Below are 12,121 nucleotides of genomic sequence, written 5' to 3'. Positions count from 1 at the left end.
ACACATCGAGGTGCCGGGCCTTGTCTCGTAAGCGTCTGGTCAGGATCAGGCGAGTGACTCGTCGATCCCCTGGCAGGCCTGAACAAGGCCCTTCACGGCGTCGACGGATTTGTCGAACATCGCCTGTTCGGTCTTGTCCATCTTGATCTCGACCACACGCTCGATGCCTCCGGCACCGATCACGGTGGGCACACCAACGTAGAAGCCGTTCAGCCCATAGGCACCGTCAACATAGGCGGCGCAGGGCAGAAGCCGCTTCTGATCTTTCAGATAGGCTTCGGCCATTTCGATCGCCGAGGTGGCGGGCGCGTAGAAGGCCGACCCGGTCTTGAGAAGGCCCACGATCTCGGCGCCGCCGTCGCGGGTGCGCTGAACGATGGCATCGAGCTTGTCCTGCGTTGTCCAGCCCATCTCGACCAGATCGGGCAGCGGGATGCCCGCAACCGTCGAATACCGGGTCAGCGGCACCATCGTGTCGCCGTGGCCGCCCAGAACAAAGGCCGTCACGTCCTTCATCGAGACGTTGAATTCAAGGCTCAGGAAATGGCGGAACCGGGCGCTGTCGAGAACGCCGGCCATACCGCAGACTTTCGAATGCGGCAGGCCCGAAAATTCGCGCAGGGCCCAGACCATCGCATCCAGCGGATTGGTGATGCAGATGACAAAGGCGTCGGGTGCGTTGGCCTTGATGCCTTCGCCCACGGCCTTCATGACCTTGAGGTTGATCCCCAGCAGGTCATCCCGGCTCATGCCCGGCTTGCGCGGCACACCGGCCGTGACGATGCACACGTCGGCGCCCGCGATATCGGCATAGTCATTGGTGCCCTTGAGGGTCGCATCAAAGCCTTCGGAAGGGCCGCTTTCGGCGATGTCGAGCGCCTTGCCCTGCGGAATTCCTTCAGCGATGTCGAAAAGGACGACGTCGCCCAGTTCTTTCAGGGCGATAAGATGGGCGAGCGTGCCGCCGATCTGACCGGCGCCGATCAGGGCAATCTTGGGTCTGGCCATGGTGAAAAGGTCCTATCCTTTGCATACTGGATCGGGCCTGCTCCTAAACCCTGCGACGCGGTCGCGCAAGCCTGCTGCGCTGCAGCATCACGGCGCATTGTCCGGCCAGACGGTGGCCTCCCGGCCCGGCAGGGCTGGGCGGAGGGGCGAAAAGCATCGTCTTTTCAGGCACCCTGATCGGTATTTGGCAGACCTTCGGCGACCTGCTCATAGGCAAGGCCGGAGGCCACGAGGCAGGTGAGCCCACCCGGGGCGGTAACCGTGATCGTCCAGGTGCCGGTCTCGAGCGAGGCAAAGACCTCGACCACGGCATTGTTGGCCCCCAGCGCGATGGATTGACGGGATTCGCCGTAACCAGAGGCCAGTCGCTCGACCACCATGGCATGGGGCGCGCAATTTCGGTTGGTCTGCTGGGCAAGCGCGGGGGACGCCGCGAGGCCAAGGAGGACCAGCGCAGACAGGGGGCGGGCAATTCGCGAGACAATCATGAGAAACCTCGGTTGTCGGGGCCGAATCACGCGGATGCGGCCACAGGAGTTGTCGGAGGACTTCGGCGAAACCGCTTTCACCATCCTCAGTCGGAGGCCTGTCGACGCGGCTTTTCTGTTTGGCAAACTGTCCGCGCAGCCTGCCAAACAATGGTTAACGCTCCGTGCGTCAGGTCCTGCGCAACACCGGCCTGCCGTCTTGATGCTGCGATGCGGCGAGATTGAGCTTGAAACATCCGGGAATTTCTGGCCTTTTCCGCGCAAGTTTATTTCGAGGCCCAGAATGACCAATCGTCCCTATCGCTCCGCTCTCTATATTCCCGGCTCAAAGCCTCGCGCGCTTGACAAGGCGCGCAGCCTGTCGACTGACGCGATCATCTTTGATCTCGAGGATGCGGTCAGCCCTGGGGAAAAGGCAGCGGCCCGCGCCACGCTTGCGGCCGAGCTTTACAAGGGCGGCTATGGAGCGCGGGCGCGGATCGTGCGGGTCAACGGATCGGAGACCGAATGGGGCGACGATGATATCACGGCGGTGGCCGAGATGGATTGCGACGCGGTTCTACTGCCCAAGGTGAATGGCCCGGACGAGATCGAAGCCGTCGCGGCCCTGCTTCCCGATATCGGCATCTGGGCAATGATGGAAACGCCGCGCGGCATCCTGAACGCGCTCGATATCACCTCGCATCCGCGTCTCGACGGGATCGTGGTCGGGACCAATGACCTTGCCAAGGATCTGGGTGTGCGCGGTGCCGCCGATCGCGGGCCGCTGATCACCGCTTTGCAGACCTGTGTGCTTGCAGCGCGGGCGGGCGGCGTGGTCGCGCTTGATGGGGTCTACAACGCCTTCAAGGATGACGAGGGTCTGCGCGCTGAATGCGCGCAGGGCAGGGACTTCGGCTTCGACGGAAAGACGCTGATCCACCCGGCGCAGCTTGCCATCGCGAATGCTGCATTCGCCCCGGACGCCGAAGAAATCGACCTTGCCCGCAGGCAGATCGCAGCGTTCGAGGCCGAAGGGCAGGGCGTGGCCGTCCTCGACGGAAAGATCGTAGAGAACTTGCATATCGTCACCGCGCGGGCGACGCTTGCCAAAGCTCAAGCAATTGCAGAACTGGACGCGTCATGATCCTCCTTATTCTCGGTGTTCTTCTCTGGTCGGCTGCGCATCTGTTCAAGCGGGTCGCACCGGATGCCCGTGCCCGCATGGGCGACAAGGGCAGGGGCCCCATCGCCCTTATTCTTCTGGCCAGTGTCGTCCTGATGGTGATCGGCTACCGGATGGCCGACGGGCCGTTCTGGTGGGGCCGCAGCCCGGCACTGGTCGGGATCAACAATCTGCTGATGCTGTTTGCGTTCTACCTGTTCGCAGCCAGTGGATCGAAGACATGGATCACGACGAAGATCCGCCACCCCCAGCTGACCGCGGTCAAGACCTTTGCCGTGGCGCATCTGCTGGTGAATGGCGATCTGGCCTCGTTCATCCTGTTCGGCGGGCTTCTGGCATGGGCGGTCGTCGAGGTGATCCTCATCAACCGGGCCGAACCGGACTGGACGCCGGCCCACGACATTCCCGCCTCGTCCGAGATCAAGGCGATCGTCGCCACGGTCGTTGTCGTGGTGATCGTGATGCTGATCCACAACTGGCTTGGCTACCGGCCCTGGGGGTAGGGGATGCAAATCTATCGTTTCCTGACCGAGGATGACACCTCGGCCTTTTGCCACAAGGTCAGCGAGGCCCTGTCGAAAGGCTGGGTTCTTCATGGCGATCCGCAATACGCCTATGATCACGCCAACGGGGTCATGCGCTGCGGTCAGGCCGTTACCAAGGAGATCGAGGGCGCATACAGCCCCGACATGAAGCTGGGGCAGCAATGAGCAAGACGAATCCGGGCCGCTTTTTCGAGGATTACCGGCTGGGCGAGGTGATCCGCCATGCCGTGCCGCGCACAATCAAGATGGGGGAGCGCGCGCTTTACCATGCGCTTTATCCCGCGCGGCACGCGCTTCATTCCTCGGATGCCTTCGCACAGGTCTGCGGCCTGCCGTTCAGCCCGCTCGATGATCTCGTGACCTTTCACACGGTCTTCGGCAAGACAGTGCCGGATGTGTCGCTGAACGCCGTCGCCAATCTCGGTTATGCCGAGGGTCGCTGGCTCACACCCCTTTGGCCGGGCGATACCATCACCTCGGAAAGCGAGGTGATCGGCCTGAAGCAGAACTCGAACGGCAAGACCGGCGTTGTCTGGGTTCGCACCACGGGCCGCAATCAACGCGGCGAGGAGCTTTTGTCCTATGTGCGCTGGGTCATGGTCCGCAAAGCCAATCCGGATGCCCCCGCGCCCGCGCCCGTGGTTCCCGACCTTGCCCCCGTTGTTGCGCCCGACGCGCTGGCCATTCCGCCCAAGCTGGACTTCAGCGCCTATGATTTCACCCTCGCCGGAGAGCCGCACCGCTGGGCCGACTACGAGATCGGCGAAAAGATCGACCATGTCGATGGCGTCACCATCGAAGAGGCCGAACACATGATGGCCACGCGTCTGTGGCAGAACACGGCCAAGGTCCATTTCGACGCCACCGCCCGGCCCGACGGCAAGCGGTTGATCTATGGTGGCCATGTGATCAGCCTGGCCCGCGCGTTGTCGTTCAACGGGTTGGCCAATGCGCAGATGATCGTCGGGCTCAATGCCGGGGCCCATGCCAATCCCTGTTTCGCGGGCGACACCGTGCGCGCGTGGTCCGAAGTCCTCGACAAGGCCGAAACGCCGGCTCCGGGCGTCGGTGCGCTGCGCCTGCGCCTTGTCGCCGTGAAGGATGGGGCCACGCCCTTTGCTCTTCGCGGTGACGACGGGAAATACCTGCCCGAAGTTCTGCTCGACCTCGATTACTGGGCGCTGATGCCTTTGTGATGCCGCGCCGGTGCATGCAAAAGCGAGTCGATCACGGGTGTCCAAATTTTGTGATCACGGAAAAGTTTTGTGTGATCACAATCGGCAATTTTCTGCAAAATCAGGACAATTCGGCGCAGATTTCAGGCGCCGGATCGTGTGACATGGCTTCAAAAGATGATAACAAAACGGCACAGGGAACCTGACAGGGCGGTTAGCCGACCGCGACAAAGGGAATTCAGATGGCCGATGTAAACAGGGGCAATCGCCCTCTATCTCCGCACTTGCAGATTTATCGCCCGCAATGGACGTCTATGTCCTCCATCGTCACGCGACTGACGGGCAACGCACTGATCGTGGCGGCGCTGATGGTGGTCTGGTGGTTCATCGCGCTGGCCACGGGGCCCGAGGCTTTCGCCCGGGCCGATGGCTTCGTGCGCAGCTGGTTCGGCGATCTGGTCATGTTCCTGAGCGTCTGGGCCGTCTGGTATCACCTGATCTTCGGCGTCCGGCACCTGATTTGGGATTCAGGCCGGATGCTGGATGTCGAAGCGTCCGAGCGGTTTGCGATGGGCGGCGTGATCGCCTCTGTCCTGCTGACGATCTTCGTCGTCATCGTCTTGTGAAAGGGAACGCAGCATGAGGTATATGACCGACCGCAAACGCGCCTCGGGGCTCGGGTCCGCGAAATCCGGCACCATGCATCACTGGCACATGATCGTGTCTTCGGTGGCTCTGGTCGGGCTTGTCCCGCTTTTCATCTTCACCTTCGGCCGGGCGCTGGGCATGGGCTACGACGAGGCGCTCGTCTATTATGCCCGCCCGTTTCCGGCAGTCGTGGCGATCCTGACCATCCTCGTCGGTTTCTACCACTTCAAGGGCGGTGTGCAGGTCCTGATCGAGGATTACGTTCACGGCTTTGCCCGCAAGGCGCTGATCATCGGCATGACCTGCCTCAGCTATGCGGCGGCCGCGACCGGTGTGTTTGCTCTGGCGAGGATCGCATTGTGAAGCACATCTGTGCGGTTCTCTGCCTCGTGGCGAGCCCCGTTGTGGCCCAGCAGCCTGACCCTCTGCCCCAGCTGATCGAGCAAGACGCATGGAGCCAGGCGTTCGGCACCTGTGCCGGCTTCTACGAGGCGCTTATGGGGCGCGGATCCGAGGCCGAGTTCGGGGCGCAGGCCTGGGCGCAGATCAACACCGCCTACGAAGACCTGATCCTCGCGTCCGCCGTGGCCCACGCCGCGGATGACGCCGACATGGAGATGGGCCTGACAGCGGCCTACCAATTCTCGGCCATTGCTTCGGGTGATTACATCGCCCGGTTCGAAAGCAATTTCGCAGCCTCCGGAGAGATCATCGCGGGATCGACCGCGCTCGAGACCGATCTGGAAATATGCAGCGCGATGAGCACCATGGCCTCGCAAATAGGGAAGAACTGATGACGGAAGCTTATCCGATCGAACACCATTCCTTCGACGTCGTTGTCGTGGGGGCCGGGGGCGCCGGCCTTCGGGCGACGCTCGGGATGGCCGAGCAGGGGCTCAAGACGGCCTGTATCTCCAAGGTGTTTCCGACCCGGTCACATACGGTTGCGGCGCAAGGCGGCATCGCGGCCAGCCTGTCGAACATGGGGCCCGACCACTGGCAATGGCACATGTATGACACCGTCAAAGGGTCAGACTGGCTGGGCGACACCGACGCGATGGAATACCTCGCCCGCGAGGCGCCCAAGGCGGTCTATGAGCTGGAGCATTACGGCGTGCCGTTTTCCCGGACCGAAGAGGGCAAGATCTACCAGCGTCCCTTCGGCGGGCACACGACCGAATTCGGCGAAGGCCCGCCGGTTCAGCGCACCTGTGCTGCGGCCGACCGCACCGGCCATGCGATCCTGCACACGCTCTATGGTCAGTCGGTCAAGCAGAAGGCCGAATTCTATATCGAGTATTTCGCCATCGATCTGATCATGGGCGAAGATGGTGTCTGCCAGGGTGTCCTGTGCTGGAAGCTGGATGACGGTTCGCTTCACCTCTTTGCCGCAAAGATGACGGTTCTGGCGACAGGCGGCTATGGCCGCGCCTATTTCTCGGCCACCTCCGCCCATACCTGCACCGGCGATGGCGGCGGCATGGTCGCACGTCAGGGCCTGCCGCTGCAGGATATGGAGTTCGTGCAGTTCCACCCGACCGGTATCTACGGCGCGGGCTGCCTGATCACCGAAGGCGCACGGGGCGAGGGAGGCTATCTCACCAATTCCGAGGGCGAGCGGTTCATGGAACGCTATGCGCCCACCTACAAGGACCTCGCCTCGCGCGACGTCGTCTCGCGCTGCATGACGATGGAAATCCGCGAAGGTCGGGGCGTGGGCAAGGATGGCGATCACATCCACCTGCACCTCAACCATCTGCCGCCCGCCACCTTGGCCGAGCGGTTGCCGGGCATCTCGGAATCCGCGCGCATCTTTGCCGGCGTCGACGTGACGAAGGAACCGATCCCGGTGCTTCCCACCGTGCATTACAACATGGGCGGCATTCCGACCAATTACTGGGGTGAGGTTCTCAACCCGACCGACAAGGACCCCGACGCCATCGCACCCGGTCTGATGGCCGTTGGCGAGGCGGGCTGTGCAAGCGTGCACGGCGCCAATCGCCTTGGGTCCAACAGCCTCATCGACCTTGTCGTCTTTGGCCGCGCCGCCGCGATCCGTGCGCGCGAGGTCGTCGATCCCGACAGCGCCGTGCCCACCCCGAACCAGGCCAGCGTCGACAAGGCGCTTGCCCGCTTTGATGCGCTGCGCCATGCCGATGGCGCCACGCCGACGGCGGAATTGCGGCTCGAGATGCAGAAGACCATGCAGCAGGACGCCGCCGTGTTCCGCACCGACAAGACGCTTGCCGAAGGCAAGGAGAAGATGGAGGCGATCGCCGGCAAGATGGCCGACATCAAGGTCACCGACCGGAGCCTTGTCTGGAACACCGATCTGATGGAAACGCTTGAGCTGACGAACCTCATGCCCAACGCGCTTGCCACCATCGTGAGCGCCGAGGCCCGCAAGGAAAGCCGCGGGGCCCATGCGCACGAGGATCATGCCGATCGCGACGACAAGAACTGGCGCAAGCATTCGCTGGCCGTTGTCGATGACACCAAGACAACGCTGACCTACCGGCCGGTCCATCTTGATCCGCTGACCAAGACCGAAGAGGGGGGGATCGACCTGAAGAAAATCGCCCCGAAGGCGCGGGTCTACTGATGCAGGCGGCACCCGGCATGGACAAGACCCCCAGGGGCCCCGTCCCCGAAGAGGGGTGGCCTGCGCCTGCCGGGGCGCATTACCTCGATTGCCTCGAGCGTCTTCAGACGCTCGTGGCTCCCGACTGGTATCTGGAGATCGGGACGGATCGGGGCGCAAGCCTTGCGCTGGCCACCTGCCGGTCGATTGCCATCGACCCCGATTTCAAGATCGCCGGACCTGTTTGGGACAACAAACCTGCGCTGCACCTGTTTCGGCAGACAAGCGATGACGTCTTTGCCTCTGGCGAGATTGCGTCGCTGGGCGCCAAGATAAATCTGGCCTTCATCGACGGGATGCACCTGTTCGAATTCGTGCTGCGCGACTTCATCAATGTCGAACGGATCATGTCCCGCGACGGGGTCATCATCCTGCATGACGTGGTGCCCATCGGTGTGGCGTCGTCCGCCCGCGAATGGGACAAGTCGAAGACCCGGGCCTGGACGGGTGATGTCTGGAAGATGACCGAAATCCTGCGTGACCGTCGCCCCGACCTAACGGTCGATATCCTTGATGCCCGGCCTACCGGCCTTGCCATCGTGCGCGGGCTTGATCCGACGTCCGATCGTCTGGCCTCGGATTACGACGCCATCGTCGATGCCTACCTCACGACCGAGCTTGATCCGGCCCGGCGAGAGGATCTGAAGGAGACGCTCGACATGCAGCCGGCAGAACGATTCCTTGATCTTTGGGGTGGTGTGGCATGAGCTTTTCTCGTCTGAGCGCGATGATGATCCTGCTGGCTCTTGCAGCCGCCTGCACGCCCGTCCCCGTCGATCCCGAGGAGGCCGCCCGCGAATGCGAGGAACGCGCCCGCGCCGCACAGGGGCCCACGGGCACGGTGACGGCTGGCGTGAACTCGAACACCGGCGGTTTTGCCGGCCTCGAGATCGGCATCACGAGCGATTTCCTCCTCGGGAAGGATCCGCTTGCGGTGTATTCCGACTGTGTCTGGAACCTGACGGGGCAGGCGCCATTCAGGCCGCCGGAGCTGTGATGCAGGACAAGGTGCAGACCGAAAAGGTCGATCAGACGGACGAGTTTCAGGAGGCGATCAACACCGCCGCGATGAAACAGATCAACCGGTTCCGGAAGGCCGCCCGCGGCGTGACCCCGCGCGACTGCCCTCTGTGCGGGTATTTCGGGATGTTCACCGCGTTCGGAAACCCGCCGCGCATCGACGCACGGTGCCCGAAATGCAATTCGCTTGAACGGCACCGGCTGCTCTACCTTTTTGCCGAACGGTTCGATCTGTTCCGACCGTCGCACAACGTCTTGCACTTCGCGCCCGAGGTGCAGCTGTCGGGATATCTGCGCGACATGGTCGGCAGCTATGAAACCGCTGACCTGAGCCCGCGTCGCAAGGTCATGCATCACGTCAACATCGAAGACACCGGCCTTGATGGCGCGCGATATGACAGAATCATCTGCAGCCACGTGATCGAGCATGTCGATGATGCCAAGGCTCTGGCCGAGATGTTTCGCCTTGCCCGTCCGGGTGGGATCGTCATCCTCATGACGCCGATCGTCGAGGGATGGAAACGCACCTATGAGAACCCCGATGTCACGACATCCGCGGACCGGATTCTGCATTTCGGCCAGGGTGACCACGTCCGGATGTATGGCCGCGACCTGAGAGACAGGATCCGCGCCGCAGGATTCGAGCTTGCCGAATATACGGCCGTCGAACCCGATGTGCTGAGATACGGCCTCATGCGGGGCGAGACGATCTTTGTCGCCACCAAGCCGGAGGGCCACAAGAAATGACGTTTCGCATAGCCCATGGTCTGGCACACCGCCCGGCCGAACGCATCGATGAAATTGCAGGCAGGGTCGCCCCGGCGCCGATGGCGATCGGTCCGACCCTCGCAAATCACTCCAGAGACGATGGAAGGAGCCTGAAATGGTCCAACTGACGCTGCCCAAGAACAGCCGGATGACGACCGGCAAGACATGGCCCAAACCCGAAGGGGCCACAAAGCTGCGCAAGGTGCAGATCTATCGCTGGAACCCGGATGACGGAAAGAACCCCCGGCTCGACACCTATTTCGTCGACATGGAAACCTGCGGTCCGATGGTTCTCGATGCGCTGATCAAGATCAAGAACGAGATCGATCCGACGCTGACCTTCCGCCGGTCCTGCCGCGAGGGCATCTGCGGATCCTGCGCGATGAACATCGACGGGATCAACACGCTGGCCTGCATCTACGGCATGGACGAGATCAAGGGCGATATCAAAATCTATCCCTTGCCGCACATGCCTGTCGTCAAGGATCTTGTCCCCGACCTGACGCATTTCTATGCGCAGCACGCCTCGATCAAGCCATGGCTCGAGACCAAGACAAACCCGCCGGCCAAGGAATGGCGCCAGTCCGTCGCTGATCGCGAAAAGCTGGATGGCCACTACGAATGCATCCTCTGCGCCTGCTGTTCGACCTCCTGTCCCAGCTACTGGTGGAACGGCGACCGATATCTTGGTCCGGCGGCCCTGCTGGCGGCACATCGCTGGCTTGTGGACAGCCGCGACGAGGCGACGGGTGAACGACTGGACGATCTCGAAGATCCGTTCAAGCTCTACCGGTGCCATACGATCATGAACTGCGCCAAGACCTGTCCCAAGGGCCTGAACCCCGCGGCGGCGATCTCCGACATCAAGAAGATGATGATAGAACGCGTCGTCTGACGGACAGATCGAAGGGCGAAACGAAAAAGGGCCCGCCGATAAGGCGGGCCCTTCGGTCAGCTGAACCTTGGGTCAGCTGTTGATGTCAATCACCTGCATGTCAACGACTTCGCCGTTTACCTTGAGCACGGCGAGAACGTCGAACATCGGTGCCACCGGAACCTCGACACGCACGTCTCTGTTGGCACCGGCAAAGACCTCGGTGCTGCCAAGCAGATCACGCTGTTCGCCCGCCCGGAAGTCATAGACTTCGACCGTACCATCGGCTTCGGCGCGGACGGTGCCGAGTTCAAGCGTATTGGCGGAATCAAGATCGGTCACCACGCTGAAATAGTTGACGTCAGCGGATGCGATCGTTGCGGTCGACGCGGCAAGTGCTGCGGCGGCGGTAAGAATCTTGATGGACATGAAGGACCTCCTTCGTTGTCTTGGTTTCGTCTGGCGGGACATGCCCGCCGTCGATGACCCAGATCTGTGGTCCATCGTGGAACAGAAAACCCCCCGATCAGTCACGATGGTTTGAGAAACCTTTGACCCGCAGCGGGGTTGACGACAGATGCGCGGGACAGCGTGGCGTCTTGAGCACAGGTGCCTCGCACCTGCTTGAAACAGGCGTTGGCAAACGTACCGCGAGGTCAGCCGAAGGCAGCGCTCAGCGCGACTTCGACCATGTCGCCAAAGCTTTGTTCCCGGTCTTCCGCGGGAAGCTCTTCTTTCGTGACCAGGTGATCGCTTACGGTCAGAACCGCCAATGCGCGCCTGCCATAGCGTGCAGCAAGGGTATAAAGTTCCGCGGCCTCCATCTCGACGCCCAATACACCGTGACGGGTGAGTTGGTCGTTGAGGTCCGGCCGCTCGTCATAGAATGTATCGGAGGAATAGATGCCCCCGACATGGGTTTTCACCCCGATCCTCGCGGCAGCCTCGGCGGCTTTGCGCAGAAGGTCGAAATCCGCATGCGGCGCATAGTTCAATTCCCGAAAGATGCCGAGAGACGGGGTCGAGACGGTCGAGGTCGTCATCGCAAGGATGATATCGCGCAGGGCAACAGAGGGCTGCATTGCGCCGCATGAGCCGATCCGGATCAGCGTCTGCGCGCCGTAATCCCGGATCAGCTCGTTTGCATAAATCGACAGCGACGGCATACCCATCCCGGACCCCTGGATCGTGACCTTGTGGCCCCGCCATGTTCCGGTGAAACCCAGCATTCCTCGGGTTTCGTTGACGAGCTTTGCATCGTCGAGAAACGTTTGTGCTGCCCAGCGCGCCCTGTAGGGATCGCCGGGCATCAGAACAGTCTCGGCGATTTCGCCGGCCTTCGCGCCGATATGGATCGTCACAGGATCAGATCTCGAACTTCGAGAGATCTTCACCATTGTCGATCGCATCGCGGATCCAATCGGGGCGGCGGCCCCTGCCCGTCCACGTTTGGTCGGGGTTGGCTGGATTGCGATATTTCGGCGCCGAGATCGTCTTTGTTTTCCCGCCGCGTCCACCGACACCAGCAAGTTCCGCAAGAGAAAAGCCATGTTCGGCCGCAGCTTTTTCCGCCGCGGCGAGGGCTGCTTTCTTTTCGCGATCCTTCAGGGTCGAAAGCGCTTTTTCTACGGCTTTCATTTCCTTCTGGAGGGATTTCTTGTGATCCATAAGTTCTTCGCGCGTCAATGCATTCAGGTCTTTAGACATTCCCACTACTCCACTGGTTTCACTGACGGGCTGCAGGTTCACATAGCCCGCATGCTCCGCCTCTAAAGAAGGCCGTGAATCC

Annotated in this window: 17 protein-coding genes; 12 read left to right on the top strand and 5 right to left on the bottom strand. The window is 61.9% G+C overall.

The genetic code is table 11. The annotated features are described in order from the left end of the window. Window positions 1–45: 45 nt before the first annotated feature. A complete protein-coding gene (gene mdh / locus EP376_RS08005) occupies window positions 46–1,008 on the bottom strand; it encodes a malate dehydrogenase (RefSeq protein ID WP_127655042.1) in 963 nt (320 codons plus the stop codon). 164 nt (window positions 1,009–1,172) lie between these two features. Next, window positions 1,173–1,496 (bottom strand): hypothetical protein, encoded by a 324-nt coding sequence (locus EP376_RS08000; protein WP_127655041.1) that lies wholly within the window; start codon window positions 1,494–1,496, stop codon window positions 1,173–1,175. Between the two features lie 283 nt (window positions 1,497–1,779). On the opposite strand from EP376_RS08000, the gene EP376_RS07995 reads away from it, so the two are divergent. The 12 genes from EP376_RS07995 to EP376_RS07940 all read left to right on the top strand — a co-directional run bounded on the left by EP376_RS07995 (window position 1,780) and on the right by EP376_RS07940 (window position 10,353). After that, window positions 1,780–2,622: an HpcH/HpaI aldolase/citrate lyase family protein gene (locus EP376_RS07995; RefSeq protein WP_127655040.1), complete on the top strand. Its 843-nt coding sequence runs from the start codon at window positions 1,780–1,782 to the stop codon at window positions 2,620–2,622. Continuing rightward, window positions 2,619–3,164, top strand: coding sequence for an NnrU family protein (locus EP376_RS07990; RefSeq protein ID WP_127655039.1), 546 nt, complete (start codon window positions 2,619–2,621; stop codon window positions 3,162–3,164). Before EP376_RS07995 ends, EP376_RS07990 begins: the two co-directional genes overlap by 4 nt. A gap of 3 nt (window positions 3,165–3,167) precedes the next feature. Beyond that, window positions 3,168–3,371, top strand: a complete 204-nt coding sequence (locus tag EP376_RS07985) for a DUF1737 domain-containing protein (protein WP_127655038.1) — start codon at window positions 3,168–3,170, stop codon at window positions 3,369–3,371. Then, window positions 3,368–4,402 (top strand): MaoC family dehydratase, encoded by a 1,035-nt coding sequence (locus EP376_RS07980; RefSeq protein ID WP_127655037.1) that lies wholly within the window; start codon window positions 3,368–3,370, stop codon window positions 4,400–4,402. Before EP376_RS07985 ends, EP376_RS07980 begins: the two co-directional genes overlap by 4 nt. A gap of 221 nt (window positions 4,403–4,623) precedes the next feature. Further along, window positions 4,624–5,007, top strand: a complete 384-nt coding sequence (sdhC, locus tag EP376_RS07975; RefSeq protein ID WP_127655036.1) for a succinate dehydrogenase, cytochrome b556 subunit — start codon at window positions 4,624–4,626, stop codon at window positions 5,005–5,007. Between the two features lie 13 nt (window positions 5,008–5,020). Further along, a complete protein-coding gene (gene sdhD / locus EP376_RS07970; protein ID WP_127655035.1) occupies window positions 5,021–5,392 on the top strand; it encodes a succinate dehydrogenase, hydrophobic membrane anchor protein in 372 nt (123 codons plus the stop codon). Further along, window positions 5,389–5,823 carry a hypothetical protein gene (locus EP376_RS07965; RefSeq protein ID WP_127655034.1) on the top strand — a complete coding sequence of 145 codons (435 nt, stop codon included), beginning with the start codon at window positions 5,389–5,391 and terminating at the stop codon, window positions 5,821–5,823. Before sdhD ends, EP376_RS07965 begins: the two co-directional genes overlap by 4 nt. After that, on the top strand, window positions 5,823–7,631 hold the full coding sequence (sdhA, locus tag EP376_RS07960) for a succinate dehydrogenase flavoprotein subunit (protein WP_127655033.1): 1,809 nt from the start codon (window positions 5,823–5,825) through the stop codon (window positions 7,629–7,631). Before EP376_RS07965 ends, sdhA begins: the two co-directional genes overlap by 1 nt. Window positions 7,632–7,648: 17 nt before the next feature. Further along, window positions 7,649–8,377 carry a class I SAM-dependent methyltransferase gene (locus tag EP376_RS07955; protein WP_164744890.1) on the top strand — a complete coding sequence of 243 codons (729 nt, stop codon included), beginning with the start codon at window positions 7,649–7,651 and terminating at the stop codon, window positions 8,375–8,377. Continuing rightward, complete coding sequence (locus tag EP376_RS07950) at window positions 8,374–8,667, top strand: hypothetical protein (protein WP_127655031.1); 294 nt, start codon at window positions 8,374–8,376, stop codon at window positions 8,665–8,667. The genes EP376_RS07955 and EP376_RS07950 overlap by 4 nt, the downstream gene beginning before the upstream one ends. Continuing rightward, window positions 8,667–9,437 (top strand): methyltransferase domain-containing protein, encoded by a 771-nt coding sequence (locus tag EP376_RS07945; protein WP_127655030.1) that lies wholly within the window; start codon window positions 8,667–8,669, stop codon window positions 9,435–9,437. The genes EP376_RS07950 and EP376_RS07945 overlap by 1 nt, the downstream gene beginning before the upstream one ends. Window positions 9,438–9,573: 136 nt before the next feature. Further along, window positions 9,574–10,353, top strand: a complete 780-nt coding sequence (locus EP376_RS07940) for a succinate dehydrogenase iron-sulfur subunit (RefSeq protein WP_127655029.1) — start codon at window positions 9,574–9,576, stop codon at window positions 10,351–10,353. Between the two features lie 72 nt (window positions 10,354–10,425). Here EP376_RS07940 and EP376_RS07935 read toward each other — a convergent pair whose 3' ends face one another. The 3 genes from EP376_RS07935 to EP376_RS07925 all read right to left on the bottom strand — a co-directional run bounded on the left by EP376_RS07935 (window position 10,426) and on the right by EP376_RS07925 (window position 12,039). Further along, the gene (locus EP376_RS07935; protein ID WP_127655028.1) at window positions 10,426–10,761 is read right to left on the bottom strand and encodes a hypothetical protein; all 336 of its coding nucleotides are present in this window, start codon (window positions 10,759–10,761) and stop codon (window positions 10,426–10,428) included. A gap of 227 nt (window positions 10,762–10,988) precedes the next feature. Then, window positions 10,989–11,693 (bottom strand): purine-nucleoside phosphorylase, encoded by a 705-nt coding sequence (gene deoD / locus EP376_RS07930; protein WP_127655027.1) that lies wholly within the window; start codon window positions 11,691–11,693, stop codon window positions 10,989–10,991. 4 nt (window positions 11,694–11,697) lie between these two features. After that, complete coding sequence (locus EP376_RS07925; protein ID WP_127655026.1) at window positions 11,698–12,039, bottom strand: H-NS histone family protein; 342 nt, start codon at window positions 12,037–12,039, stop codon at window positions 11,698–11,700. Window positions 12,040–12,121 lie beyond the last annotated feature (82 nt).

It is taken from the genome of Alexandriicola marinus, assembly GCF_004000435.1.
Classification (GTDB): domain Bacteria; phylum Pseudomonadota; class Alphaproteobacteria; order Rhodobacterales; family Rhodobacteraceae; genus Alexandriicola; species Alexandriicola marinus.
This window is presented reverse-complemented; position numbering and strand designations above follow the sequence as displayed.